Here is a 24,100-nt window from a genome sequence, read left to right as displayed (position 1 = left end):
GCATCCAGTTGAGGCCCTTTGCCCGTTTATCGAACGGTCATCTCTTCGAACGCCGGAAACAACGGCGTTCCAGATCGAGGACGAAGAATACAACCATGCAGGTAACCGAAACCCTGTCGGACGGGCTGAAGCGGGAGCTCAAGGTCGTCATCCCGGCCGACGAGCTCGCCGGCCGGCTCGATACCTATCTCGAAGACCTCAAGTCGAAGGTCCGCATCAAAGGTTTCCGCCCCGGCAAGGTCCCGGCCGCGCATCTCAAGCGGCTCTACGGGCGTCAGGCGATGGCCGAGATCGTTTCCAACATGCTCAACGAGACCACGACCAAGGCGGTCGAGGATCGTAGCGAGCGCCCCGCGCTGCAGCCGGAAGTCGACCTGTCGGACGACGACGCGCAGAAGGTGCTCGAGGGCGAAATCGATCTCACCTACACGATGACCTACGAGGTTCTTCCCGAGATCGAGATCGGCAAGTTCGACGACATCGAGATCGAGCGCCCCATCGTCGAGATTTCCGACGAAGGCGTGATGGAGCAGGTCGAGCAGATCGCGGAGAGCAATCGTCCGTTCGAGGCCAAGACCGGCAAGACGCCGAAGGCCGAGGATGGCGACCGGGTCACGATGTCCTATGTCGGCAAGATCGACGGCGTGCCCTTCGACGGTGGTGCCGACGAGAACGGCCAGCTCGTGCTGGGTTCGGGCCGCTTCATTCCCGGCTTCGAGGAACAGCTCGTGGGCGTGAAGAAGGGTGAGGAAAAGGTCGTCACCGTTTCCTTCCCCGAGGATTATCAGGCAGAGCACCTGGCCGGCAAGGAAGCCACCTTCGACGTCACCGTGAAGGAGATCGAGGCTCCGGGCGAGCTGAAGGTGGATGACGAGTTCGCCAAGGGCCTCGGCCTTGAATCGCTCGACAAGCTGAAAGAAATCGTTCGCGGCCAGATCGAGGGCCAGTTCGGTCAGGCGACGCGCCAGAAGGTCAAGCGTCAGCTTCTCGACAAGCTCGACGAGCGCTTCGACTTCGCGCTGCCGGAAAAGCTCGTGGAGAACGAGTTCGAGAACATCTGGCGTCAGGTCGAGAACGACATGGCCCGCTCGGGCAAGTCCTTCGCGGACGAGGACACGAACGAGGAGGCCACCAAGGCCGACTACCGCAAGATCGCGGAACGCCGCGTGCGCCTGGGACTGGTTCTCTCCGAAATCGGCGAGAAGAACGAGATCCAGGTCACCGACGAGGAACTGCAGCGCGCCATGTACGAACAGGTGCGCCAGTACCCGGGCCAGGAGCAGCAGGTCTTCGACTACTTCAAGAAGACCCCCGCCGCGCTCGCCGGCCTGCGTGCCCCGATCTACGAGGACAAGGTCGTCGATTATCTTCTGGAGCTTGCCAAGGTGACCGACAAGGTCGTCACCAAGGAAGACCTTCTGAAGGCCGACGAAGAGGACGAGGACGCGGCCGAAAAGGCCTGATCCACATTTGATCGAGGGGGCGAACCTTAGCGTTCGTCCGCCGGAAACAGACATGCCCCGCCCGTCGCTCGCAGACCGGCGGGGCATTCGTCTGTTGAAAGGGGCCGTTTGCCCACCCGGGCCGTTCTTCCGCCCGGACCCGCCGCGCGCGCGGCGCTTGAACGGGCGGCGGGCTCTGTTAAGGATAAGGGACGGTTGGCGGGACGTTGATGCCGGCGGAAATGATCGGACCTTTCAGGGCGGGCGATCATCCCCTATGTATTGAGGGCACCGCGGCGACTCGTGAGCCGTCTTCGTGCGATCGCGGGATGACCGGGGATTGCCTGAGGCGGCCGGGACGGCCCGGCGGACCAAGTTTACGAGCGCTCTCGCAAAGCGCCGAGTGATGGACCACACATGAAAGATCCTGTCGATTTCTACATGAGCACGCTGGTTCCGATGGTCGTGGAACAGACCAATCGCGGCGAACGCTCGTATGACATTTTTTCCCGCCTGTTGAAGGAACGCATCATCTTCATCACCGGCGGCGTCGAGGACCAGATGGCGACGCTGGTCTGTGCGCAGCTGCTGTTCCTGGAAGCGGAAAACCCGACCAAGGAGATCGCCCTCTACATCAATTCGCCCGGCGGACTGGTGACGGCGGGGCTGGCGATCTACGATACGATGCAGTTCGTGCGGCCGGAAATCTCCACGCTGTGCATTGGCCAGGCCGCCTCGATGGGTTCGCTTCTGCTGGCCGCCGGCGCGCCCGGTTCGCGCTTCGCGCTGCCGAACGCGCGGGTGATGGTGCATCAGCCCTCGGGCGGTTTCCGCGGCCAGACGTCGGATATCATCCTGCACGCGCAGGAGATCATCAACATCAAACGCCGTCTGAACGACATCTATGTCAAGCACACCGGCCGCAAGCTGGAAGACATTGAAGCCGCGCTGGAGCGCGACAATTTCATGACGGCCGACATGGCGAAGGACTTCGGTATCATCGACAAGGTCATTCAGGACCGTTCGTCGCTGGCCGATGAAGAAGACTCCTGAGTTTTGCGGCGCTGCGTACGCCGTGGCGCGAGCCGGGTCCGAGAAACCGGTTCGCGTTCGTCGCTGGGGAAAGTTGGCTCCTGCGACACGGGTTTAAGCGAATCTTGATTTTTCGGATGGAAGCATGGTTGGATTCGTTGATGTGCTGCGTAAAAATGCGGTGTTTTGGCGGGTTCGCACGAGGTAAGTCAATCGGCCTGGGGCACAAGGCACAAAGGTGCCTTAATGCCGTGCTGATACAAGCGGGGGCGACAAGGCTTCCGAACGATGCGGGGTTGATCGAATGAGCAAGACCAGCGGCAGCGACACCAAGAACACCCTCTACTGCTCCTTCTGCGGAAAGAGCCAGCATGAGGTGCGCAAGCTTATCGCCGGCCCGACGGTCTTCATCTGCGACGAGTGTGTGGAACTGTGCATGGACATCATTCGCGAGGAGAACAAATCCTCGCTGGTGAAGTCGCGTGAGGGCATTCCGACACCGCAGGAAATCCGCCAGGTTCTCGACGATTACGTCATCGGCCAGTTCGAGGCCAAGAAGGTCCTCTCCGTGGCCGTGCACAACCACTACAAGCGGTTGAGCCACGCGGCGAAGAACAACGACGTCGAACTCGCCAAGTCGAACATTCTGCTCGTCGGGCCGACCGGCTGCGGCAAGACGCTGCTTGCCCAGACGCTGGCGCGCATTCTCGACGTGCCGTTCACCATGGCCGACGCGACCACGCTGACGGAAGCCGGTTACGTGGGCGAGGATGTGGAAAACATCATCCTGAAGCTGCTGCAGTCGGCCGACTACAACGTCGAGCGCGCCCAGCGCGGCATCGTCTACATCGATGAGGTCGACAAGATCTCGCGCAAGTCCGACAACCCGTCGATCACGCGCGACGTGTCGGGCGAGGGCGTGCAGCAGGCCCTGCTGAAGATCATGGAAGGCACGGTCGCCGCCGTTCCGCCTCAGGGCGGGCGCAAGCATCCCCAGCAGGAGTTCCTGCAGGTGGACACGACCAACATCCTGTTCATCTGCGGCGGCGCGTTTGCCGGCCTCGACAAGATCATTTCCGATCGCGGCACCAAGACCTCCATCGGCTTCAAGGCCAAGGTGAAGGCGCCGGGCGAGGAAAAGGCGGGCGAGCTGTTCCGCCTGCTGGAGCCGGAAGACCTGCTGAAGTTCGGCCTCATTCCCGAATTCGTCGGGCGTCTGCCGGTCATCGCGACGCTGGAAGACCTCGACGAGGAAGCGCTGATCCAGATCCTGACCGCGCCGAAGAACGCGCTGGTCAAGCAGTACCAGCGCCTGTTCGAAATGGAAGACGTCGAACTGACCTTCCAGGAGGAGGCGCTGCGCTCCATCGCCCGCAAGGCGATCGATCGCAAGACCGGCGCTCGCGGCCTCAGGTCGATTCTCGAGGCCATCCTGCTCGACACCATGTTCGAGCTTCCCGGCCTCAAGGACGTCAAGCAGGTTGCGATCTCGGCGGAAGTCGTCGAGGGCAAGGCCCAGCCGCTCTATATCTATGAAGACAGAGCGGAAACGTCTGCGACGTCGGCCTGACCGGCGGCCCGTTGAGGCATCCGTTACCGCGCCGGCCAGGGTGCGGACCGCAGAATGCAGGGGAGGGGTGTCGGCCAGCCTTGACACCTCACCCCCGGCTCGCCACCTAATGGATGAGCCAGCGGCTAGGGATCGCGGGTGCCGCCTCCAAGAGGGGCTTCCGCGGTTGGCTTGATTGAACCGTTCCCGCGCATCTCGGCAAGGTTGTCTGCCTCGGGGCGTCAACCTTTCGATGTGTCAGTTCCGCGCCCGTGGGACTGTTTCGCCGGGTCCGGTGCCGCAAGATGTGTCCCCACGCATTCCTCCCTGTGCCGGGACACTGTGAGAGAGGACAAGAAATGAGCGACCTCGAAACGCGGGCGGGAGCGGCCGGCACGAACGTCTACCCTGTTCTGCCGCTCCGTGACATCGTCGTCTTTCCGCACATGATCGTGCCGCTCTTCGTCGGGCGGGAGAAGTCCATTCGCGCGCTTGAGGAAGTGATGCGGGCGGACAAGCAGATCCTGCTCGCCACCCAGAAGAACGCCAGCGACGACGATCCCGAACCCTCGCAGATCTACGAGATCGGCACGCTTGCCACCGTGCTGCAACTGCTGAAGCTGCCCGACGGCACCGTGAAGGTGCTGGTGGAAGGCGGCGGGCGCGCGGAGATCACCTCCTTTACCGACCGCTCCGACCTCTACGAGGCGGAAGCCGCCTCGCTTGACGAGGAAGCCGGGGAGCCGGTGGAAGTTGAGGCGTTGGCCCGCTCCGTGGTCAGCGAGTTCGAGAATTACGTCAAGCTCAACAAGAAGGTTTCGCCGGACGTCATCGGTGCGGCGACGCAGATCGAGGACTACGCCAAGCTTTCCGACACGATCGCCTCGCATCTGGCGATCAAGATTCCGGAAAAGCAGGCGATCCTCGCGATCACCTCCGTGCCGGAGAGGCTGGAGCGCGTGCTTTCGCTGATGGAAAGCGAAATCTCCGTGCTGCAGGTGGAAAAGCGCATCCGCTCGCGCGTCAAGCGCCAGATGGAAAAGACCCAGCGCGAGTACTACCTCAACGAGCAGATGAAGGCGATCCAGAAGGAGCTGGGCGACGGCGAGGATGGCCGTGACGAGCTGGCCGAGCTGGAAGAGAAGATCGAGAAGACGAAGCTCTCCAAGGAGGCCCGCGAAAAGGCGCAGGCCGAGATGAAGAAGCTGCGCCAGATGAGCCCGATGTCGGCGGAAGCCACCGTTGTGCGCAACTATCTCGACTGGATTCTCTCCATTCCGTGGGGCAAGAAGTCTCGCGTGAAGAACGATCTCTCCTATGCCGAGAAGCTGCTCGATTCCGAGCACTACGGGCTGGAGAAGGTCAAGGAGCGGATCGTCGAGTATCTCGCCGTTCAGCAGCGCGCGAACAAGCTGAAGGGCCCGATCCTGTGCCTGGTCGGCCCTCCGGGCGTCGGCAAGACCTCGCTCGGCCAGTCGATCGCCAAGGCCACGGGCCGCGAATTCGTGCGCGTGTCGCTCGGCGGCGTGCGTGACGAGGCGGAAATCCGCGGCCACCGGCGCACCTATATCGGCTCGATGCCCGGCAAGGTCATCCAGTCGATGCGCAAGGCCAAGAAGTCCAACCCGCTCTTCCTGCTCGACGAGATCGACAAGATGGGCATGGATTTCCGCGGCGACCCGTCCTCGGCCCTGCTTGAGGTGCTGGATCCGGAGCAGAACTCCACCTTCATGGATCACTACCTGGAGGTCGAGTACGATCTGTCCAACGTGATGTTCGTGACCACGGCCAACACGCTGAACATTCCGGGCCCGCTGATGGACCGCATGGAGATCATTCGCATCGCCGGTTACACCGAGGATGAGAAGGTCGAGATCGCGCGTCGTCACCTGCTGCCCAAGTCGGAGCGGAACCACGGCCTGAAGAAGGGCGAGTTCGAGATCGACGATGCGGCGCTCAGGCTGATGATCCAGCGCTACACCCGGGAGGCGGGCGTTCGTAATCTGGAACGCGAGCTCTCCACGGTGGCGCGCAAGGCTGTCAAGTCGCTGATCATGGACAAGAAGACCGAGATCCGCGTGACGGCCGACAACCTGGAGGATTTCCTGGGTGTGCCCCGCTTCCGCCACGGCGAAGCGGAGCGCGAGGACCAGGTCGGTGTGGTGACGGGTCTTGCCTGGACCGAGGTCGGCGGCGAGTTGCTGACCATCGAAGGCGTCATGATGCCTGGCAAGGGCAAGATGACGGTGACGGGCAACCTGCGCGACGTGATGAAGGAATCGATTTCGGCGGCCGCATCCTACGTGCGCTCGCGGGCGGTCGATTTCGGCATCGAGCCGCCGCTCTTCGACAAGCGGGACATTCACGTCCACGTGCCGGAGGGGGCGACGCCGAAGGACGGTCCGTCCGCCGGTATCGCCATGGCGACGGCCGTTGTCTCGATCATGACCGGCATCGCCGTGCACAAGGATGTCGCCATGACCGGCGAGATCACGCTTCGTGGCCGGGTTCTGCCGATCGGCGGGCTGAAGGAGAAGCTGCTCGCGGCTCTTCGCGGCGGCATCAAGAAGGTGCTTATCCCGGAAGAGAACGCCAAGGATCTGGCCGACATTCCCGACAATGTGAAGAGCGGAATGGAGATCATTCCGGTCTCGCGGGTGGGCGAGGTGCTCCAGCATGCGCTGGTGCGGATGCCGGAGCCGATCGAATGGGATGTCGAGGCGCAGGACAAGAAGGCCGCGGCCGCCCAGGTGGTGGCCGAGGATGACGCGTCCGCGTTGACGACGGCGCACTGATCCGTCCATCTGTCCGCAACGAAAATGAAAAAGGCCCCGGTCGCATCCGACCGGGGCCTTTTGTTTTCGCCGCCCCTTTTGGTGCTTACCCGGTGTCGCGGAGACCTCCGTTCGACGGGGGTTGCGGTCGGGAGAATGGCGAGCGGTTCTGGGATCCTGGCGCCGTATCCTGGCGCCGGGTCGGGGGCGGTCCAGGAGTGGGCCGTCGGTGGGCCGGGGGCGGGCGTCGAATGCGCCCTTCCAATCGCGTCAAAACGCCTGAGTCGTGCCGTTTCGCGGGTTGTTCACGCGTACGTTTCTCGCCGTGGAACCGCTCGAGTTTCGCCGTAATCGGCATTTGTGCGGTGCAATCTTCGTGAATATCCCCAAATTCGTATCGAAAAACCCGCAGGAGTGGCGGAATTCTGCGATTTTCTCTTGCGTTGGGTTGCGTTTCCCGTGAGTGTCGCTCGCGCGGATCCTAGCGCGAATCGACGGCGATCCGCCATTTGCATGAAAGGAACTGCTATGAACAAGAATGATCTCGTGGCCGCCGTTGCCGAGAAGAGTGGCCTGTCCAAGGCGCAGGCTGGCGACGCCGTTGACGCCGCTTTCGCCGCGATCACCGAGACGCTGAAGAGCGGCGGCGAAGTCCGTATCATCGGGTTCGGCAATTTCATGGTTTCCGAGCGCGCGGCCACGGAAGGTCGTAACCCGCGCACCGGCGACCCGATCCAGATCCCGGCGTCGAAGACACCGAAGTTCAAGGCCGGCAAGGGCCTGAAGGATGCGGTCAACAGCTGATAAGCTCTGACTGATCTTGGGAAAAGCCCCGCGGCGCGCTGCGCCGACGGGGCTTTTTCGCAAGCCGCCTTTGCGCAGGAATGTGCGCGCCAAAGGGCGTCGATTGTCTTGCAATCCGCGCGCTTTGCTTATAAACGGACGCACGCTGTCGCGCCCGATGAGGGGTGGATGGCACATGCACGGCGCGCCAGGCGCGCCTTCAACATGATCGGGCGGTTAGCTCAGTTGGTAGAGCGCCTCGTTTACACCGAGGATGTCGGGAGTTCGAGTCTCTCACCGCCCACCATATTTTCAATGACTTGGCCTGTGTAGCGGTGTGTATTTCTTTCGCCCCGCTCAGAAACCGCTCTGAAACGGTGTCAAAGCTGCCGCCCGGGGCGTCTTGAGACCGCATCCGCCGCGCTGCGCTGATGGTCCCGGGTGGTGGTGCCCGTAGACGTCATTCAGCATCTTCACCGACATCCCCAGAAATCCGGCGAACTGGTAGAGGTCCGCTTTGTTCTGCATGCCCCATGTCGCTGTCGTGTGCCTCAAGGTGTGAGGAACAACGTCAGGGCCAAGGCCTGCGTCCTCCCGGCTGTTGGCCCACGCCTTGCGGACAGAGAGCATTGGCTTCCCGTCCCGGTGGATGACGCGCGTCCCGATTCCGTCCAGCGCCTTCCAGCGTTTCAGGTGAGGCAGGAGGCGGGACGGTATTCGGACAGGCGGGCGGCGCTTGGTCGACGCATCGAGTGGGCTGCATAAGGGCGGGGGAAGCATGGAAAAGCGCTGGTACGTCATCCGGGCCAATCCGCGCTGCGAGCGCCGGGCGATTGTCTCACTCGCTGAGGCCGGAATTGAAGCCTTCTGCCCGATGCAGCAGGTTCGCCGCAAGCGGGTGATCTGCGGCAAGCGGCGGACGAAGGACGTGGAAATGTCGCTGTTCAGCGGATACGTGTTCGTGGCGTTCCCGGCGGATGATCTGGCGTTCGGCGCGGCTAGGAAATGCGATGGCGTTGCGCAGTTCATCGCGGCGCACGGCCGCCCGGTCGAGATCCGCGCGGACCGCGTCGAAGCGCTTCAGGTCGCCCAGGACATGGGCATGTTCGATTTCCGAAAGGCCCGGCAGCGTGTTCAATTCGAGATCGGGGAACAGGTCGTCATCCGGTCGGGATGGCTGGACGGGCAGGAGGCGACGGTGGAGGTCATCAACAGCAAGACGGTCGGTGTGTCGCTGGGGACAGGCTTGCGGGTGGTGGTGGATGCCGAAGGAGTGGAGAGGGCGGCTTAGCTCCCCGCGGCGTCCGGCTTCGCGCCACCAGCGAAAGGGCTCAAGCGGCTGTCTCCAGGCGTTCCACCTTGATCTTCGCCTCATTCTCGCGGGCCTTCGCAAGGTCATATGCCGTCTGCATCTTCAAAAGCGTATCCGCTCTCACGCCGAATGCTCTTTCGAAACGGAGCGCCATTTCGGCAGACAGATTTGCCTTGCCGTTCAACAGCGCGCTCAATGCCTGTCGCGACACGCCGAGATGCTCCGCAAGGGCGGTCACGCTTATCCCAACCGGCTCGACGATTTCCGTCTTCAGCCAGTCTCCGACATGAACTGCGATCGAAGGATGCATCCTAAGAGCCATGATAATCCTCCAGATCCATATCGATCAGGGCATTGTCTGCGTCGAGACGAAATGTCAGCCGTCAGTTTCGCGTCACGGTCATTGACCAGGTTCCGTTGCGATCGCCGGTCAACTCGTGAAATCCATAGTTTGGCGGCGTCGATAGCTCCGCCAAACTCTCGGCCGCATCGATGAAAGCGAGCATCTTTCGTACTTGCATCGTATCGCCGACAATGCCCTTGGGATTGCCCGTTTCAAAGAAACGTCGCAGCGCCTTGTGCCTGATGCTCTCAATCCTCATTGATGCGAAGGTAGAGGCGGTCGAGCGACAGCGTCAAGCGACACGTGACAGTTTACGTTATCCGATGCTGTTTAAGGCGGCCGGGGAATGGACTCCGGGCGTGGCTTGAAAGCCGAGATTTTATAAACGCGGACCCGCATCTAGAATAATGAATATAACTTCATGAATTATAATATTTTATTAAAAAAATCTATAATTAATTGAGTTTAAAAAGTTTTCTTAATCCTTCATATTCTAACAAACGCGCATATTCTCGATAGGCGACATCATCTATTGAAGATACTTGTTCCATAAAATTTGTAAGTGTAATCGTGTTCGATCTAAAAGAAATTATGGAATATATTAGTTTTTCTACATTATTGCTAAAGGGCTGATAATTATCCAAGAATTCTTTCAGTTGTTCCTTCGTTAGCAGCAAGAGCCAAGCCCTAATATAGCGCTTCGTGGGCTCATCAGGGCAATCGATGAACTGAGCCATTCTTTTGTTCGCTGCCGCATCAAAAAAGCCGTGGCTATAAATCAAATTAATACATAGCCGATTAAGAATTAAATCGCCACGATCAAATATCGCATCAACACTACGATATATTCTATTCAATTTAACGTTAGATGCTGTATCCAAAATTCGTATGCCTGCAATGACATTGTATTTTTTTTCAGAAATAAGTAATTTGTCTATTTCAATAATATTATTTTCGTCGATTAAACCATATATTTTTTCTTCTTGCTCGACAGAATATTCAACATTTTTAGAATTAATTATGTTTTTTACTAAATCCGAAACCGACGAGTTTTTCGATTTCATCGCATCTATCCTTGGCCCGTTAAGTCGTAAACCTGCATAACCACTGTTTACGCAGACAGTGTTTTGAGAGGTTTAACGCCTCGTATCTTGGTCAGCGTCGTCTCTTCCTCCACCTCGATTACCGTCTTTTTCCCCTTTGCCTCCTTCACTACCGTCTTCTCCATTGCCACCGTCACCGTCGTTTTTTTCTTTATCTCTATTTCGCGCTGCCTCTAGGGCGTCTCTAAAAGCACGCTCTCTTTCAGCTATTTCAAGCGATTTCTTTTCCTTCTCGATTCGTGCTCTATAACCGGCTCGTTCAGCTGGGGTAAGTCCGTATTTATTTTCCGCATATTCCTCTTCTCGCTGTCGAATGCTCTTTTTGACCGTTTCATTATAATCAGCCAATTCTTCATCAGACGCCCCGGTAATATCATCAGCTGAGGGTACGTCGCCGTGTATTTTCCCGCTGGACGTAACCTCAACCCCTAAAGGGTGCGCATCTTCATAATCAGGATTTGTATTCTGATTTAAAATCGCGGTATCATCATAATATGAAGCAACAATAGCGGCAATGGCTACCGCTCCGACCACTGCGGCATACACCGCTAGCCCTGCATCGCCCACGCATCCTGCTACGCAATGCCCGCTCGGATCCTTCTGCAGGATCGGATTGTTCAGCCCATACGCATACCTGTTCGTGCCCACGGCCGGGTCCGTCGGGTCCCACCAGTCCGGCTGGATGAACCGGGCGAGGACCGGGTCGTAGTAGCGGGCGTTGAGATACGTCAGCCCCACCTCTGGATCGTCGCGCTCGCCGATCCACCCCTTGCTCTCGCGGATCGTGGCGGTCTGGACGTCCAGGACATGGGCATGTTCGATTTCCGCAAGGCCCGGCAGCGGGTTCGGTTCGAAATTGGGGAACGGGTCGTCATCCGCTCGGGATGGCTGGACGGGCAGGAGGCTACCGTGGAGGTCGTGAACAGCAAGACGGTTGGCGTGTCGCTGGCGACGGGCTTGCGGGTCGTGGTGGATGTTGAGGGGGGGGGGCCACATGATTGGCGTTGTGGTGTGCCCGAAAACGCGCGTCGATACTCTGGAGGGCGCTGTCATCTGCGTGCACAAGACTTGCGGTTGCCGCGTGACCCTTCACAAGGGATAGAGGCCAAATATATCTGGAGACGCGCTTTCGACGGCCTTGGAATCACGTAGGGTCATCTAAATTGGGAAGTCCAGTTGAAATGCATGCCTGATTAGCGAATGATCGGGGTATTGCGAGCAGCAAGCGGCGCGGCCTTTTCGGACTTGGCGCGGGCCGTAAGGGGGATTGATGACCGGACCAGACGCGCGGCACGCCAAACGGCGCGTGGTCTTTGCCTTGATCTTGGTTGCGGTCCTTGCGACGTTGTTCGGGACCCTGTCGCGCTTGTCACAACTCGATGAAAAGGCGATGATATCGGACGCCATCCAGCTTCAGAGCCCGTTCTCCCCGGTCATCCCTGTCATACCGGTCTATCAGCGCATAGCCACGACCACAGCAAACCGGATGGACGCCAACAAGACGGGCATGGCATTCGGAATGCTGATCGTGACCGCCTTCCTGATGCAGTTGGGCTGCCGGCAAAGGCGTAGGTCAGCTGACGGGGGCTCTAACCCGGTTCTCGCCAACATAATATCGGCCCGCGCCGTTTCGTTATTGGGGGCAACGATCGTCGTTCTCGGCAGCGTTGGCGGTGTGGCGGTGAACAGCGACCGTTCCTCGCAGAGCCCGCGGGCGCTTGACATCCTTTGGGGGCTGGAACAGCTGATCCTGCCGGCGGCGGCTGAGGCGGCGGAAATATCGTCCGATCGCCCGATCCGCATTACATCGCGCCTTTTCGCCCCGCGTTCGCCCGGCTATGAGACGGTCTTCCAGCGCGTTGAGGCGTCAACCCGCGGCATCGATAAGCCACTGGAATTGTCGATGAAAGACATGTGGCCGCCGTTCTGGGAAGGGCGCAGCCTGTCGACCGGCGATATCGACCATGACGGCGATCTCGATCTAGTGATCGCCTCCACCGAACGCGGCGTCTATATCTACAAAAATGACGGCGCCGGCAGGTTCAGTCGGCTGCCGTACAAGTCTGGTCCGCTGGCCGATCTGGACGTCTTCAACGCCGCACTGGTCGATATCGACAACGACGGCTGGCTCGACCTGTTTCTCGCCACATACCTGGACGGCAATTTCGTCGTTCTCAACCGGCAGGGCACCTTCGTCACCGAGAAGCTGCAAAGGGTGGCCAACCGCGACGACGCGATACTGTCAATTTCGCTGAGCTTCGCCGATTTCGACCGCGACGGCGACCTCGACGTCGCCCTGGGTAACTGGGCCGCCGGCTGGTATCGGCGCATCCCCGGCGAGGAATCGCGCAACCGGTTGATATTCAACGAAAACGGCACGCTGGATGGCAGTCACTTCGCCGAGCTGCCGGGTCTGCCCGGCGAAACGCTCGTCATGCTGTTCAGCGATATAGACTTGAACGGCACCGCCGATCTGTTGGTCGGCAACGATTTCGAACTGCCGGATTATATCTATCTCGGTGACGGACAGGGCGGCTTCAGCGCCGTCACCCGGGCTGACAACCTGATCCCGCACACCACCACTACCACTATGGCAATAAAGACGGCGGATCTTCACAACGACGGGATGCCGGAGATTTTTTTCGCGCAGATCGCCGGGCGGTCGTCGCTTGTGTCCGAGCGACTGAAAATGCAGGCTCTGTCGAAATACTGCGATGCCATCGAAGACACTGCGGCCAAGGCGCTCTGCCTCCGTAACATGGCCATCAAGTCCTGGTACAAATCCGGCAACCGGTTCGATCCGGTCTATGCGGCCAAATGCCAGGAGCTCAAGGGCGCACTGCAGGCCGAGTGCAAGGCGATGCTGGTCAAGGATCTGGCGATCCAGAAACAGGATCCGACGATCTGTGCCCTGATCCCTGCCGACCAGAGAACCACGCGCGCCTTTTGCGACATCCATTTCAAGCCATGGGAGAGGCCGCAGCAAGCGGATTTCGATACCACGATCCGCCAGATCCTGCGCACGAACGTCCTGCTGACCTGGCAGGGCGGCGCCTATACCGACACCGCCTCGGCCGAGGGGCTCGAGATCGGCGGCTGGTCCTGGGACACCAAAATCGCAGATTTCGACAATGATGGCTGGCAGGACGTCTATATCGTCAACGGTACTTGGGTCCCGAACGAGGTCAGTCCGTCAAATCTGTTCTTCCGCAATAGGGGCGATGGAACCTTCACCGAGGCTTCCGGCCCCTTCGGGCTGGAGGATTACCTGATGACCGCCAGTGCGGTGGCTTTCGACATGGACCATGACGGGGACCTCGATATCATCACCCAACCGGTCAACGGCCCGGTGGCGCTGTTTCTCAACGGTTCTCAGACGGGCAATGCCATCGAGGTGGAACTGCGCGATGCCAAAGGCAACAGCCACGGGCTGGGGGCGCGGTTGGTCGCCGAATTGCCCGATGGCACCCGGATGATGCGCGAGCTGCAATCGGGCGGCGGCTTCATGTCGTTCGATGCCCCGGCGGCGCATTTCGGACTTGGCGATGCTGGCGAAATCGCTCGTCTCACGGTCCACTGGGCCGACGGTGGGGTGACCGAAATCACCAGTCCCCTTGCCGCTGGTGCCAGCTATCGCATCACCCGCGACTGATGCACGGCACCTCGGGGGGCGGCTCCGCATCTCCTGTGCCGCCACCCAAGAGGAGCGGAACAAAAAACGCTTGGAACGGCACTTTCGATGAATGTAACCTTAGGGAAAGCAAGCTCAGGCGAGGAATGCCGTGTGATATCCGTTCGAGCAAAATTGTACGCTTGTCTGTTATCCGTGACCATGGTTGCGCCTGCCATGGCGCTCGATTTGCCCGACCCGTTGACGCTTGATGATTTTATCCGGTTTGAACCGGCCCAGGTGCAACTTGGCCAGTTGCTATTTTACGACAAGATTCTCTCTGGCAACCAGAATATCGCCTGTGCCACCTGCCATCATCACGACTTCAACGGCGCCGACGGTGTAAGCCTTGGTATCGGTGAGGGTGGCGTCGGGCTTGGCATGCATCGTTCTGGCGGAACCGGGGCCGATCGAATCCTCGAACGCGTGCCGCGCAATGCGCCGGCCCTTTGGAATCTGGGGCATCGGGATGTCAGGTTCATGTTTCTTGATGGGCGGGTCGAGGTTTCCGACGATTTCGGCAACGGTTTCAGGACCCCGGCCTGGATATTTCTGCCAAAGGGGCTGAATTCGGCCCTTGCGGCGCAGGTTCTGTTCCCGATGGCTTCGGAAACGGAAATGGCCGGGCAGCCCGGCGAGAACCTGATCGCGGGGGCAGCGTATGAAGGCGCGCATTACGTCTGGCCGCTGATCGCGGAACGTGTTCGCAATGTCGATGCCTATGTCCCGATGTTCATAGACGCCTTCGACAATGTGAATGAGGCTTCCGACATCACGATCGTCGAAATCGCCAACGCCATCGCCGCTTTCGAGGGTACGGAGTATCGCAATTTCGATAGCCCCTTCGACAAATACCTCGAGGGTGACGAAACGGCCCTGAATGATGCGCAAAAGCGCGGGATGGAACTGTTTTACGGCAAGGTCGGCTGCTCGAATTGCCATGCGGGACCGATGCTGTCGAACCAGAGCTTTCAGGCGCTGGCGCTGCCGCCGTTCGGTCCGGGGCGCACTTTGCTGAACGACCCGATTGCCCGCGATGTGGGCCGCATGGCCGTTTCCGATGTGCCTGAGGATGCTTACCGCTTCCGCGTGCCATTCCTGCGAAATGTCGCGCTGACAGCGCCGTATGGCCATGATGGCGCCATGCCGACGCTTGAAGCGATGGTGCGCCATCACCTCAAACCGCGGGAAAGCAATGTCGAGTGGCGCGCCGAGATGGCGATCCTGCCGCCTGTTCCGTGGCTCGCCTCCAGCGATTTCGCTCTGTGTGACAACGTGGCAGAGAATGATCGGGTCCGGTCCAGGGTCGATATCGATCTGCCGTCCGTCACCGACGCCGAGATTGCAGATATCGTTGCATTCCTGAATGCGTTGACCGGAGAAACCGCACTACAACGCCCGATGGGTCGCCCCGACACGGTGCCCAGCGGCCTGCCCGTTGATTAGGAGTGTCTGCGGGCTGACTGCGGGCTCGCTGTCACTCGGGAAAATTCGCGGGCGACGCATACAAAGCCGAACGTGAACGGATGCGAGCCAGTTCCGCCTTGCTCCGCCCCGTGGCCGGGATCACATCTTCCCGCAGGATTTCGCCCGGATGCGTCGGGCAACGATTAGGATTGCGAGCCATAGGGGCCTCTCGGTGGTATTCTCGGGATCACGCTGCGTTCAGGTCTCGCCGCGCAAGGTCTGCAAGATAGGCTGAGCGCGTCAGCTTCCTTGCTTTTGCGGCTTCGTCGATGGCATCGAGAAGGCCCCCATCCAAGGTGATGTTTGCCTTTTTTGTCCGGCCTGAGAGTGTGAGCCACGGCACGGCGATCAGGAACGCGCCCTTTGCCAGCTCGGCTTTGACCTCTGGATCATTATTGATCTCGATGACGGACCGAGCCTGAGGCGCTGCCTCGTCCTCAAGGTACAGTGCCAGAGCCTCTTGCGCATTCGTGATCAGGTCTTCCTCGGAATCGGCTGCGGCAAAGCATCCTGGGAGATCCGGAAACTGAATGCCGAAGGCGCTTCCTTCGTCCTGATGGACAAGAGCGAAATAGAGCTGCATTGTCTTTCACTCGGTCTTCTGCCCTAACAGGCCTGCGCCAACACCGGGACATTGGAGACGTCAACGTTCTGTTCGGCGTTCCATGCATCGTAGGAACCTTGCAGCCGGATCCAGAAGAGCGGTTCGTTCCCGAACAGCTTCCCGAGCCGGACTGCCACTTCGGGGCTTACCGGCTTGCGCTCAGACAAGATGTCATAGAGATGCTGGCGCGAAATCCCGAGCATGCGAGCCAGTTCCGCCTTGCTCCGACCCGTGGCCGGGATCACATCCTCCCGGAGAATTTCCCCCGGATGGGTCGGGCAACGATTAGGATTGCGAGCCATAGTGGCCTCCTAGTGATATTGTTCAAAGTCGAGGACGTAAGCATCACCGTCTCTGAATTCGAAAGTGATGCACCAGGGCCCGTTCACATGGACGGTGTAGCGTTGGGGGGCGAAGCCCTGCAGGATATGGAAATCGAACCCCGGCAAGTTCATGTCTTCCGCCACAGATGCGGCATCCAGGGCATCCAAACGACGCAAGATGCGCTTCTGCATCCTTGAATCGATACGCGATTTTCCGGCTTCCCATAATGCGCGAAGCTGCTTGTTTGCGAACGTCCTGATCATGAAATGGAATGTAAGCGAACGGCTGACAAGTGTCAACTGGTAGCTTACATATTTGCCGAAGTTGGGGCGCTCCAAATCAGTAGTCATGATCGTTTGCCGAAAACTAGGTATGCCGCTGTAGATCGGGAAAATGAAAGGCCCAACTCCAAAAACCGAAGTGCTTGACGTCACCCTCAAAAGTTCCTATTTTGTTCTCGTGATTTGCAGGGCTGATGCGTTCGTGCCCCGGTCGCGCTGGCAGGCGATAGCCGATTGACGCAGTGAATGCGGAGCCAGCCGCGAGGGGGAATGCGCCCTGAGATATCTTCCCCCTTCAGCTTTCCGGTTTTGAACGACTGCCGCTCTCAGCCCGGCATTGCGCCGGTGCGATGTGCCGGTGGCTGACCGGGTTCAAAAGGCAACTTCCCAATGGCCGATACCAGGATCGTGACGCTGACGCCTCAATGGCAGGCGCTGACGAAAGCCGGGCAGGGGGTCTATTGGTCGCCGCTCTTCCCGTCGAGTTCGAAGGCGCCTGTGTTCTACGAGATCTTCCAGGGCGCCACGGTGCCGGATGCAGGCACGCGCGGACATCAGGCGGTCATCGGTGGTTAGCCTCTCGCGCTCCCGGCGCTGGCGAGATTGTCTATGCCTGTGCTCTGAGCCCTACCTACACGGTCCATCTGGCGGTGACCGCCGCCGGCTGACGTCACGCATTGCGAGGGCTCCGCCTACTACGCCAGATCAAAAGAAGCCAACGCAGGCACGCTGTGTGTGATCGGGCGTTTCGTGCTCACCTCCGCCGATCGGTCGAGTTTCGGCAATACGTCTGGGCCTTGCCGGTCTGGCGCTCACCTCCGGTTCCGCGTTCGCTGCAGATGCCAACTGGATCTCGACCGTGACGGGCTTCTGGTCCGACAACGCGGCGACGATCTGGAGCGTGATCGCCTCGCTCGTGCTCATCGCCAACGCCATCACGGCGGCGACCGCCAGCAAGAGCGATAACAGGTGGTGGGGCTATGTGCTGGCCGTGCTGAATTTCCTGGCCCTCAACTTCGGCAAGAACACCAATGCCGACGCGGTGGCGACGATCGGCAACGCCTATGCCTCGAACGCCGCGATCGTTGCCGGGCGTGACGGCGAGGATGCCGGTTCGTCCCCGGCCGCGTAACCGCTCATGACGTGGCTCAAGATCATCCTGGCCGCGCTCTCGCTGCTCCGGAAGTTCGTCGGGTTCCTTAGCGACAGGCAACTCCTCGAGGCCGGAGCGGCGGAGGCGATTGCGGCCCAACTGGAGGCGTCGAGGGATGCCGCGAACAAGGCCGAGGCTGCGTCTGCTGCCGCCATTGCTCGGTTTGATGCTTCTGGCGGGGTGCCAGACGACAGCGACCCGAACCTTCGAGACTGATGTCTCTGAGGCCTGCGGCGGTGCGTTGCAGCCGATCCGCTATTCGCGAAACGACACGAGAGAGATCCGGCGCCAGATCGTTGGACTGAACACGGCGATCGAAAGCCTGTGTGGGGATGCGCGAAATGAATGAGGCCGATTTAGCAGCCATGCGGCAACTGGTGAAAGAGGCGAGCCGGGAAGGGACGGGCGAAGCGCTGCGGCGCGCGGGTGTCGACGTTGACGACCTGCGCGCCAGTCAGGCCGACATGCTGTTCCTGCGGCAGGCCCGAAAAGGCGCGGAAGCCATGAAGGGCAGGATGATCACGGTGTTTCTGACCGCCGCGATGACGGCGGTTATCGCGGCTGTGTGGGCGGGGTTCAAGGGGGCGGTGAAGTAGGGGGATGAAGGCGCTCGGCTATATGACCCGATCTGGTCCGACAGCTTCCACCATGCGGCGGTTCCCATAGAAACAACACTGAAGGACAATCGATCAGGCTGAAACGAAAAGGCCAGCCTAAAATGCCGACCTTTTCTTCGCAACGTCGACCTCGGCCTTAGTTGACTGCGACGAGCGGCTTGTCGAGATGCACCTTGACGATGGCGCTGTCGGCGCCGGCAATGCCGAAATCGTTGTCGGTGGTCAGGATAAGCGTGGTCGGATCAAGGACGGCGATACCCTCGATCTTTTCCGGCATCCCGGGGAGATCGTCGCTGTCGAGCACCAACGTCTTGTGGAGAACGGCAATGCCATCGGCGGCAAGATCCTTCGGCGCCAGCTGCTCGAGACTGGGGCTCTGCGCCGCGTCGTCGAACCCGGACGGCACGGTCTTGGCCGCAGCAAGGTCGATCTTGTAGAGCTTCGTGGTCTTGGAGATGCGTTCGAGCACCAGCAGCTGATCGTGGCCAAGGGCCGTCAGTTCCGAGACCTTCACCGAACTCTGCTTGGGCGTCTTCTTGGCGCTGTCCGCCTTGAATGTCGCAGGCTCGTCGAGCGGATAGGCGTACTCGCCGAGCACCTTCTCGCTCTTGGGATCGAACTTGAAGATACGCACTGTCCGCGATGACTTGTAAGCAGCATTGTCGGGATTGGCGAGCGGGCTCTGGATCGAGAAGTACAGCGTCGCGCCGTCCGGCGAGACCGACAGGCCCTCGATACCCCGGTTGAGCTTGCGCTTCATCAAGATGGCCGGCAGCGTCCCTTTCACCGGATAGTCGGCATCGGCGTAGTCGCTTTCCAGCCCGGCGGGCACGAGGCGTTCCAGCACCTTGCCGTCGGCGGCCACATGGGCGATGGACACACCGTATTCGTCGCTGATCCAGTAGCTGTCGTCGGCCAGACGCGCAATCGCCTCGGAATCGAAGCCGTTGGGCGTGGACGTGATCCTCTTGCCTTCCGGAGAATAGCCGGCTTCGGTCGTCGTTCCGGTCAGCGGATTGGGCAGGCCGCTCAGCAGCTTGCCGTCCTGACCGCGTAGCGGCGTCGTGTCGGTGACGCTGACCGTTCCGTCATCGCCGATCGTCATCTGATAGATGGTCGGCGTGAAGCCGGGCTGCGGGAAGACCTTGCCGTCGAGATTGCCGTCGCACATGGCTTTTTCGTCAAGGCCGATGAGCTTCTTCGCATCGCCCTTGCAGTCGATGTTCGGACCGCGGTCGGTGATCGTGTAGAAGACGTTTTCCGGATCGCCGGGACGGTGGTAGGCGCCCGAACCGAAGCCGACCGAGAGATCGATCGACTTGCCATTCGGGAAGGAGACGGATCCGAGCGGGAGAGCGGGGGCCTTGAGCGCCGTGACGTCTGCGGCCGAGGCCGCTCCGATCACGACGAGAAGGCCGGTGGCGGAGAGAATTGCAGTTTTGAGCATCGATCACACCATGAGATTTCGAGACGCGGACACAGCTAGGCGCTTGTCATGTCACTTGCATGAACGTTGAGGCGGGAGCGGGTTCGAGAGGTTTCTGTGAAGTGCGATTGTTCGGCCAGCGCGCGGGTGGTAGACGCGGTGCGGAGATGCAATTTTCGAAAGAGTAGGCGATGTTGACAGTCTGGGGCCGCAAGACCTCCTCCAATGTTCAGGCGGTGATGTGGTGTATCGCGGAACTCGGGCTCGACCATGTCCGCCACGATGTCGGGCATAAATTCGGCGGTACCGACACGGACGCGTTTTTCGCTCTCAATCCGAACCGGACGGTGCCGGTGCTCCAGGACGGCACAAATCCGCCGCTTTGGGAAAGCGGATGTATCCTGCGATATCTGGCGAGCAGGTATGGCCCGGCGTCCTTCTGGCCCGAGGAGCTCTTGGCGCGCGCCGAAGTGGATCGCTGGGCGGAATGGTCGAAGATCAACATCGCGCTCGGTTTTACCGCTCCGGTTTTCTGGCAGGTCGTGCGCACTCCGGCGCAGCACCGCGATCCGGCCAGGATCCGCGCCGGTCTTGACGCTCTGGAACGCAAGCTCGATATCGCGGAGGCCCGGCTCGGGCTCCACGGCTTTCTTGCCGGAGACGATTTCACGCTCGCCGACATCCAGTTCGGCCATGTGCTCTACCGCTATTTCGATATCGACATCGAGCGCAAGCCGATGGCGAACCTGGCGAGCTATTATGCCCGTCTGACGGAACGTCCCGCCTATCGGGAGCATGTCATGGTCTCATATGAGGATCTGCGCGCTTAGGTGCTTTGTACTTGGGCAGGAGCCTTCTGAGTGGCGACAGCCGCAGCATTCCGGGCATGCGCTGGATCATCCGGACTTCGCCGGGTGATGACGACGGAGGGGTATGAAGGTGCTCAGAATTCGAGGCGAAGAACCGACTACCATTTCCGGGCCCGTCTCTCAGCAGACCTAGCGTTTCGGAAGGGCCTTTGCGATGCGGGAAGCGCGCCTTCTGTCGCACGGCGCGGCTGTTTGTCGCTCTTTCCAATTGATCTTTGGCCTGAATCCTGCGACTTGGGGCTCATCAACGGCTCGCGTATCGGCGCGGGCCGTTTTTCATCGGGTGAGGGCGCGGCCCTCTCGTGCCTGCCTTTCTGCCCCAGGCCCGCCCATCGAAATTCCAGCAGAAGTCCGTCGGAACGCTCATGAACGCCCTTACGCTCTACCGCCAGCAATGGTTCGGCAACGTCCGCGGCGATGTGCTCGCGGGGCTCGTCGTCGCGCTGGCGCTGATCCCCGAGGCCATCGCCTTTTCCATCATCGCAGGCGTCGATCCCAAGGTCGGGCTCTATGCCTCCTTCTGCATCGCGGTGGTGGTGGCGATCACCGGCGGCCGGCCGGGAATGATTTCCGCCGCCACCGCCGCGACCGCCGTGCTGATGGTGACGCTGGTGCGCGAGCATGGGCTGCAATACCTGATGGCGGCCTCTATCCTTGCCGGTGTGCTGCAGGTGGGGGCGGGGGTGCTGAAGCTCGGCCGGGCTATGCGCTTCGTCTCGCGCTCGGTGATGACCGGCTTCGTCAACGCGCTCGCCATCCTCATCTTCATGGCGCAATTGCCCGAACTCATCGATGTGCCGTCGCTCACCTATGTCTTCGTCGCGGCCGGGCTCGCGATCATCTATCTCTTTCCCTATGTCACGAAAGCCGTGCCGTCGCCGCTCATCTGCATCCTCGTGCTGACCACGATCTCGATCACGATGGGCCTCGACCTCAGGACGGTGGGCGACATGGGCGAGCTGCCCTCCACCTTTCCCGTCTTCCTGATCCCGGACATTCCGTTCAATCTGGAAACACTGCAGATCATCCTGCCCTATTCGGCGGGTGTGGCGGCTGTCGGCCTGCTGGAATCGCTGATGACGGCCTCCATCATTGACGATCTGACCGACACGCCGTCGGACAAGAACCGCGAATGCATCGGCCAGGGCTGCGGCAACATCGCCACCGGCTTCATCGGCGGCATGGCGGGCTGCGCGATGATCGGCCAGTCGATGATCAACGTGAAGTCGGGCGGGCGCGGGCGGCTTTCGACCTTCTGCGCCGGCATCTTCCTCTTGTTCATGATCGTGATCCTGGGCGACTGGGTGCGCCAGATCCCGATGGCGGCGCTGGTGGCGATCATGATCATGGTGTCCGTCGGCACGTTCTCGTGGTCCTCGATCAAGAACCTGAAGGACCATCCGCGCTCGTCCTCCGCCGTCATGCTGGTGACGGTGGCTTGCGTGGTGACGACGCACAATCTCGCCATCGGGGTGCTGGCGGGCGTGCTTTTGTCGGGCATCTTCTTTGCCGCCAAGATCGCGCAGATCTTCCGTGTGACGTCGGAGGTCTCCGGCGACGGGCAGGAGCGCGTCTACAAGGTGCAGGGCCAGCTGTTCTTCGCCTCAGTGGAGGATTTCACAGCCGCCTTTGATTTCAAGGAGGTGCTGGAACGCGTGGTGATCGATGTCAGTCACGCGCATATCTGGGACATCTCGTCGGTTGCGGCACTCGACATGGTTGTGCTCAAGTTCCGCCGCGAGGGCGCGGAGGTCGAGATCCGCGGCCTCAATGCGGCGAGCGAGACCATCGTCGACAAGCTGGCGATCCACGACAAGCCGGGCGCGCTGGAAAACCTGATGGGGCACTGAGCGCCCGCCGGTCCGCCTGCGAAAAAATGAGAAAAGGGAACGGGAAACGCCATGGCTGACGGGATCATCGTTCTGGTCGACGGGTCCATCTATTCCAGGAGCGTGTGCGAACACGCGGCATGGGCGGCGGCGCGAACGGGCGCGCCGGTCACGCTGCTGCATGTGCTGGGCCGGCGCGAGGCGCCGGAGGGGATCGATTTGAGCGGCAATCTGGTGCTGGGCGCACGCACGGCATTGCTGAAGGAACTGAGCGAGCTTGACGAGAAACGCGCAAAGCTCGCCCGCCAGCGCGGCCGGGCGATCCTGGAGGACGCGAAGGCCATCGTGCAGGCGGCGGGGGCCGAGAACGTCACCACGCTGCTGCGCCACGGCGACATCGTGGAGACCGTGAACGAGATGGAAGGCGCGGCCTCGATGGTGGCGGTGGGCAAGCGCGGGGAGGCTGCCGATTTCGCCAAGCCGCATCTGGGGTCGAACCTGGAGCGTATCGCCCGCTCGGTTCATCGCCCGCTGCTGGTGGCCGCGCGTGCCTTCAAGCCGATCGAGAGCGTTCTCATCGCTTATGACGGCGGCGCCTCGGCGATGAAGGCGGTGGACCATGTGGCGCGTGATCCGCTGTTTCAGGGGCTCCGCATCAGCCTGCTGATGGTCGGCACCGAGACGGCGGAGACGCGGCGCAAGATCGAGGATGCGCGCGCGATGCTGAAGGCCGGCGGGCTCACGGCCGACGCCGAGATCCGTCCCGGCCAGCCGGAGACGGTGATTGCGGAGAAGGGCGAGCGCGAGGGCTTCGATCTTCTCGTCATGGGCGCCTACGGCCACTCGCGCATCCGCACGCTGATCATCGGCTCCACCACGACGGAGATGATGCGCTCCTGCAAGGTGCCGGTGCTGCTGTTCCGGTAGGAGGAATCTGCCTCGTCGGCGGATATCACCGGAATTGCAGGATTGGTGCGAACGGAAAACAGCCGCGATTCTCGGCTCCCCGTGCCTCTCTCCGCGCACCTCACGATGTCATCCCGGCCGCAGCGAAGCGGAGAGCCGGGAACCAGTAATCGGAATGCCGGATGTTGGGCTGGATGATCGACCACGCCATGGTTGCCTTCAGCCCCAGAGCTTAGAACAGCAATGGTTACCGGGTCCCCGCTTTCGCGGGGAGGACATCGAATGTGGGGCGCAGTTGTACGGATAGCGGGCACCTTTCGCGTTTTCGGAAAAACCGAATTGATGGTGCTGAAGAGGGAGCGCGCGGGAGTCTTAACTGGAAAGCTGCGGCCGCAGTCAGCAATGAGGTCGGGTACGGGTGGCAAGCGATCCTGATTCTGCTTTCCGAGCCGACGTGAAGGAGGATCCCGATGGAGCGGGAGAATTATACGATTTCGTTCATTTCACCGGACGACTATGAGGAACTGACCTGAGAAGTGGAATTCGAAGAGAATTTAATCATAATAATTTCAGATTAAGTACTTTCAGGCCATCCAAATATTATTTTTTCATTGAA

At 60.5% G+C, this 24,100-nt stretch carries 24 protein-coding genes and 1 tRNA gene; 16 read left to right on the top strand and 9 right to left on the bottom strand.

Translation table 11 applies throughout. The annotated features are described in order from the left end of the window. The first annotated feature begins 95 nt into the window (after window positions 1-95). The 6 genes from tig (at window position 96) to C8N35_RS13725 (ending at window position 7,887) form a co-directional block, all read left to right on the top strand. Window positions 96-1,463: a trigger factor gene (tig, locus tag C8N35_RS13750; RefSeq protein WP_107990264.1), complete on the top strand. Its 1,368-nt coding sequence runs from the start codon at window positions 96-98 to the stop codon at window positions 1,461-1,463. A gap of 396 nt (window positions 1,464-1,859) precedes the next feature. After that, window positions 1,860-2,495: an ATP-dependent Clp protease proteolytic subunit gene (locus C8N35_RS13745; RefSeq protein WP_107990263.1), complete on the top strand. Its 636-nt coding sequence runs from the start codon at window positions 1,860-1,862 to the stop codon at window positions 2,493-2,495. A 283-nt stretch (window positions 2,496-2,778) separates the two neighbouring features. Then, window positions 2,779-4,044, top strand: a complete 1,266-nt coding sequence (gene clpX, locus C8N35_RS13740; protein WP_107990262.1) for an ATP-dependent Clp protease ATP-binding subunit ClpX — start codon at window positions 2,779-2,781, stop codon at window positions 4,042-4,044. Between the two features lie 338 nt (window positions 4,045-4,382). Continuing rightward, complete coding sequence (gene lon, locus C8N35_RS13735) at window positions 4,383-6,818, top strand: endopeptidase La (protein ID WP_107990261.1); 2,436 nt, start codon at window positions 4,383-4,385, stop codon at window positions 6,816-6,818. A gap of 507 nt (window positions 6,819-7,325) precedes the next feature. After that, window positions 7,326-7,601 (top strand): HU family DNA-binding protein, encoded by a 276-nt coding sequence (locus C8N35_RS13730; protein WP_107990260.1) that lies wholly within the window; start codon window positions 7,326-7,328, stop codon window positions 7,599-7,601. A 210-nt stretch (window positions 7,602-7,811) separates the two neighbouring features. Beyond that, window positions 7,812-7,887: transfer RNA gene (locus C8N35_RS13725), tRNA-Val, on the top strand. Window positions 7,888-7,937: 50 nt separating this feature from the next. Here C8N35_RS13725 and C8N35_RS23875 read toward each other — a convergent pair. Next, window positions 7,938-8,108, bottom strand: a complete 171-nt coding sequence (locus tag C8N35_RS23875) for a hypothetical protein (RefSeq protein ID WP_170122102.1) — start codon at window positions 8,106-8,108, stop codon at window positions 7,938-7,940. Between the two features lie 250 nt (window positions 8,109-8,358). Here C8N35_RS23875 and nusG point away from each other — a divergent pair, with 250 nt between their 5' ends. Next, a complete protein-coding gene (gene nusG, locus C8N35_RS13715; protein WP_107990258.1) occupies window positions 8,359-8,871 on the top strand; it encodes a transcription termination/antitermination protein NusG in 513 nt (170 codons plus the stop codon). 40 nt (window positions 8,872-8,911) lie between these two features. On the opposite strand, the gene C8N35_RS13710 is transcribed toward nusG, so the two are convergent. The 4 genes from C8N35_RS13710 to C8N35_RS13700 form a co-directional block, all read right to left on the bottom strand. Further along, entirely contained in the window at window positions 8,912-9,214 is a 303-nt protein-coding gene (locus C8N35_RS13710; protein ID WP_210203525.1) for a HigA family addiction module antitoxin, read from the bottom strand. Between the two features lie 61 nt (window positions 9,215-9,275). Continuing rightward, window positions 9,276-9,494, bottom strand: a complete 219-nt coding sequence (locus tag C8N35_RS24510; protein ID WP_210203524.1) for a type II toxin-antitoxin system RelE/ParE family toxin — start codon at window positions 9,492-9,494, stop codon at window positions 9,276-9,278. 196 nt (window positions 9,495-9,690) lie between these two features. Further along, window positions 9,691-10,299, bottom strand: a complete 609-nt coding sequence (locus C8N35_RS23695; protein WP_146177406.1) for a hypothetical protein — start codon at window positions 10,297-10,299, stop codon at window positions 9,691-9,693. A 72-nt stretch (window positions 10,300-10,371) separates the two neighbouring features. Continuing rightward, window positions 10,372-11,334 (bottom strand): RHS repeat-associated core domain-containing protein, encoded by a 963-nt coding sequence (locus tag C8N35_RS13700; protein WP_170122101.1) that lies wholly within the window; start codon window positions 11,332-11,334, stop codon window positions 10,372-10,374. A 274-nt stretch (window positions 11,335-11,608) separates the two neighbouring features. Here C8N35_RS13700 and C8N35_RS13695 point away from each other — a divergent pair, with 274 nt between their 5' ends. Together C8N35_RS13695 and C8N35_RS13690 are read left to right on the top strand one after the other, a co-directional pair. After that, on the top strand, window positions 11,609-13,990 hold the full coding sequence (locus tag C8N35_RS13695) for a CRTAC1 family protein (protein ID WP_107990256.1): 2,382 nt from the start codon (window positions 11,609-11,611) through the stop codon (window positions 13,988-13,990). A gap of 195 nt (window positions 13,991-14,185) precedes the next feature. Beyond that, complete coding sequence (locus C8N35_RS13690) at window positions 14,186-15,454, top strand: cytochrome-c peroxidase (RefSeq protein WP_245926786.1); 1,269 nt, start codon at window positions 14,186-14,188, stop codon at window positions 15,452-15,454. Window positions 15,455-15,662: 208 nt separating this feature from the next. On the opposite strand, the gene C8N35_RS13685 is transcribed toward C8N35_RS13690, so the two are convergent. Genes C8N35_RS13685 through C8N35_RS13675 form a run of 3 tightly spaced genes read right to left on the bottom strand, consistent with a single transcriptional unit; the run spans window position 15,663 to window position 16,666 of the window. Beyond that, on the bottom strand, window positions 15,663-16,058 hold the full coding sequence (locus C8N35_RS13685; RefSeq protein WP_107990254.1) for a type II toxin-antitoxin system HicB family antitoxin: 396 nt from the start codon (window positions 16,056-16,058) through the stop codon (window positions 15,663-15,665). A 23-nt stretch (window positions 16,059-16,081) separates the two neighbouring features. Next, window positions 16,082-16,381, bottom strand: coding sequence for a HigA family addiction module antitoxin (locus C8N35_RS13680; RefSeq protein ID WP_107990253.1), 300 nt, complete (start codon window positions 16,379-16,381; stop codon window positions 16,082-16,084). 9 nt (window positions 16,382-16,390) lie between these two features. Then, window positions 16,391-16,666, bottom strand: coding sequence for a type II toxin-antitoxin system RelE/ParE family toxin (locus C8N35_RS13675; RefSeq protein WP_107990313.1), 276 nt, complete (start codon window positions 16,664-16,666; stop codon window positions 16,391-16,393). Between the two features lie 408 nt (window positions 16,667-17,074). Here C8N35_RS13675 and C8N35_RS13670 point away from each other — a divergent pair, with 408 nt between their 5' ends. From C8N35_RS13670 to C8N35_RS13655, 4 genes are all read left to right on the top strand, one after another. Continuing rightward, complete coding sequence (locus tag C8N35_RS13670; protein WP_107990252.1) at window positions 17,075-17,260, top strand: hypothetical protein; 186 nt, start codon at window positions 17,075-17,077, stop codon at window positions 17,258-17,260. A 283-nt stretch (window positions 17,261-17,543) separates the two neighbouring features. Next, the gene (locus tag C8N35_RS13665) at window positions 17,544-17,816 is read left to right on the top strand and encodes a hypothetical protein (RefSeq protein ID WP_107990251.1); all 273 of its coding nucleotides are present in this window, start codon (window positions 17,544-17,546) and stop codon (window positions 17,814-17,816) included. A gap of 6 nt (window positions 17,817-17,822) precedes the next feature. Continuing rightward, window positions 17,823-18,053 (top strand): hypothetical protein, encoded by a 231-nt coding sequence (locus C8N35_RS13660; RefSeq protein WP_107990250.1) that lies wholly within the window; start codon window positions 17,823-17,825, stop codon window positions 18,051-18,053. A gap of 125 nt (window positions 18,054-18,178) precedes the next feature. Further along, window positions 18,179-18,433, top strand: a complete 255-nt coding sequence (locus tag C8N35_RS13655; RefSeq protein ID WP_146177404.1) for a hypothetical protein — start codon at window positions 18,179-18,181, stop codon at window positions 18,431-18,433. Window positions 18,434-18,590: 157 nt separating this feature from the next. Here the strand turns inward: C8N35_RS13655 and C8N35_RS13650 are convergent, their stop codons facing one another. Further along, entirely contained in the window at window positions 18,591-19,901 is a 1,311-nt protein-coding gene (locus C8N35_RS13650) for an esterase-like activity of phytase family protein (protein WP_107990248.1), read from the bottom strand. A 170-nt stretch (window positions 19,902-20,071) separates the two neighbouring features. On the opposite strand from C8N35_RS13650, the gene C8N35_RS13645 reads away from it, so the two are divergent. The 3 genes from C8N35_RS13645 (at window position 20,072) to C8N35_RS13635 (ending at window position 23,505) form a co-directional block, all read left to right on the top strand. After that, complete coding sequence (locus C8N35_RS13645) at window positions 20,072-20,710, top strand: glutathione S-transferase family protein (RefSeq protein ID WP_107990247.1); 639 nt, start codon at window positions 20,072-20,074, stop codon at window positions 20,708-20,710. A gap of 404 nt (window positions 20,711-21,114) precedes the next feature. Next, the gene (locus tag C8N35_RS13640; protein ID WP_107990246.1) at window positions 21,115-22,599 is read left to right on the top strand and encodes a SulP family inorganic anion transporter; all 1,485 of its coding nucleotides are present in this window, start codon (window positions 21,115-21,117) and stop codon (window positions 22,597-22,599) included. 51 nt (window positions 22,600-22,650) lie between these two features. Further along, window positions 22,651-23,505, top strand: a complete 855-nt coding sequence (locus C8N35_RS13635) for a universal stress protein (RefSeq protein WP_107990245.1) — start codon at window positions 22,651-22,653, stop codon at window positions 23,503-23,505. Window positions 23,506-24,100 lie beyond the last annotated feature (595 nt).

Source organism: Breoghania corrubedonensis (assembly GCF_003053845.1).
Lineage (GTDB): Bacteria > Pseudomonadota > Alphaproteobacteria > Rhizobiales > Stappiaceae > Breoghania > Breoghania corrubedonensis.
The sequence above is the reverse complement of the archived record's forward strand: the minus strand, read 5'-3'. Positions and strand labels throughout refer to the sequence as shown.

Excerpts from the sequence above, each read along its gene's own strand:
- tig (WP_107990264.1), top strand. The coding sequence starts at position 96 with ATGCAGGTAACCGAAACCCTGTCGGACGGGCTGAAGCGGGAGCTCAAG.
- C8N35_RS13745 (WP_107990263.1), top strand. The coding sequence starts at position 1,860 with ATGAAAGATCCTGTCGATTTCTACATGAGCACGCTGGTTCCGATGGTC.
- clpX (WP_107990262.1), top strand. The coding sequence starts at position 2,779 with ATGAGCAAGACCAGCGGCAGCGACACCAAGAACACCCTCTACTGCTCC.
- lon (WP_107990261.1), top strand. The coding sequence starts at position 4,383 with ATGAGCGACCTCGAAACGCGGGCGGGAGCGGCCGGCACGAACGTCTAC.
- C8N35_RS13730 (WP_107990260.1), top strand. The coding sequence starts at position 7,326 with ATGAACAAGAATGATCTCGTGGCCGCCGTTGCCGAGAAGAGTGGCCTG.
- C8N35_RS23875 (WP_170122102.1), bottom strand. The coding sequence starts at position 8,108 with ATGCAGAACAAAGCGGACCTCTACCAGTTCGCCGGATTTCTGGGGATG.
- nusG (WP_107990258.1), top strand. The coding sequence starts at position 8,359 with ATGGAAAAGCGCTGGTACGTCATCCGGGCCAATCCGCGCTGCGAGCGC.
- C8N35_RS13710 (WP_210203525.1), bottom strand. The coding sequence starts at position 9,214 with ATGGCTCTTAGGATGCATCCTTCGATCGCAGTTCATGTCGGAGACTGG.
- C8N35_RS24510 (WP_210203524.1), bottom strand. The coding sequence starts at position 9,494 with ATGAGGATTGAGAGCATCAGGCACAAGGCGCTGCGACGTTTCTTTGAA.
- C8N35_RS23695 (WP_146177406.1), bottom strand. The coding sequence starts at position 10,299 with ATGAAATCGAAAAACTCGTCGGTTTCGGATTTAGTAAAAAACATAATT.
- C8N35_RS13700 (WP_170122101.1), bottom strand. The coding sequence starts at position 11,334 with ATGTGGCCCCCCCCCCTCAACATCCACCACGACCCGCAAGCCCGTCGC.
- C8N35_RS13695 (WP_107990256.1), top strand. The coding sequence starts at position 11,609 with ATGACCGGACCAGACGCGCGGCACGCCAAACGGCGCGTGGTCTTTGCC.
- C8N35_RS13690 (WP_245926786.1), top strand. The coding sequence starts at position 14,186 with ATGGCGCTCGATTTGCCCGACCCGTTGACGCTTGATGATTTTATCCGG.
- C8N35_RS13685 (WP_107990254.1), bottom strand. The coding sequence starts at position 16,058 with ATGCAGCTCTATTTCGCTCTTGTCCATCAGGACGAAGGAAGCGCCTTC.
- C8N35_RS13680 (WP_107990253.1), bottom strand. The coding sequence starts at position 16,381 with ATGGCTCGCAATCCTAATCGTTGCCCGACCCATCCGGGGGAAATTCTC.
- C8N35_RS13675 (WP_107990313.1), bottom strand. The coding sequence starts at position 16,666 with ATGATCAGGACGTTCGCAAACAAGCAGCTTCGCGCATTATGGGAAGCC.
- C8N35_RS13670 (WP_107990252.1), top strand. The coding sequence starts at position 17,075 with ATGGCCGATACCAGGATCGTGACGCTGACGCCTCAATGGCAGGCGCTG.
- C8N35_RS13660 (WP_107990250.1), top strand. The coding sequence starts at position 17,823 with ATGACGTGGCTCAAGATCATCCTGGCCGCGCTCTCGCTGCTCCGGAAG.
- C8N35_RS13655 (WP_146177404.1), top strand. The coding sequence starts at position 18,179 with ATGAATGAGGCCGATTTAGCAGCCATGCGGCAACTGGTGAAAGAGGCG.
- C8N35_RS13650 (WP_107990248.1), bottom strand. The coding sequence starts at position 19,901 with ATGCTCAAAACTGCAATTCTCTCCGCCACCGGCCTTCTCGTCGTGATC.
- C8N35_RS13645 (WP_107990247.1), top strand. The coding sequence starts at position 20,072 with ATGTTGACAGTCTGGGGCCGCAAGACCTCCTCCAATGTTCAGGCGGTG.
- C8N35_RS13640 (WP_107990246.1), top strand. The coding sequence starts at position 21,115 with ATGAACGCCCTTACGCTCTACCGCCAGCAATGGTTCGGCAACGTCCGC.
- C8N35_RS13635 (WP_107990245.1), top strand. The coding sequence starts at position 22,651 with ATGGCTGACGGGATCATCGTTCTGGTCGACGGGTCCATCTATTCCAGG.